Here is a 333-nt window from a genome sequence, read left to right as displayed (position 1 = left end):
TATATCAGCAGCATTACGCGGATGAATGCCACAGGCTAAAGCGGCATCTTTGCGCCCTAAAGCATTTACACGCAGTTGCAGATAGCTACACCGGCCAGTTGTGGCCGCAGCTTTTCGGCCATGCGGATTGCGCTTCCACAAACCAAGCTCAATACCGATTCGATATACCGGAGTAGAGCCTATGGAAAGCTGGCGCGCAATATCCATCGGTGCCACACCTTCCAGCCACAGGCAAGCTATTTCCTCACTGTCATCCGAGCTAGTAGTCCTGCGGCGCTTGCGCGGCAAGTCCAACTCGCCAGCACGCCGATAAGCCACCGACCGCGCTAAACC

General features: G+C 55.6%; 1 pseudogene. It reads right to left on the bottom strand.

Features of this window, described 5'->3' with window-relative positions:
* Positions 1-207 (bottom strand): annotated as a pseudogene (locus QKD99_RS11600) (IS30 family transposase); the annotation flags it as partial.
* Positions 208-333 lie beyond the last annotated feature (126 nt).

Source organism: Corynebacterium sp. c3Ub_189 (genome assembly GCF_039907195.1).
In the GTDB taxonomy this organism is placed as follows: domain Bacteria; phylum Actinomycetota; class Actinomycetes; order Mycobacteriales; family Mycobacteriaceae; genus Corynebacterium.
Note: the sequence above shows the minus strand (reverse complement) of the source record. Positions and strands in the feature narration are given on the sequence as shown.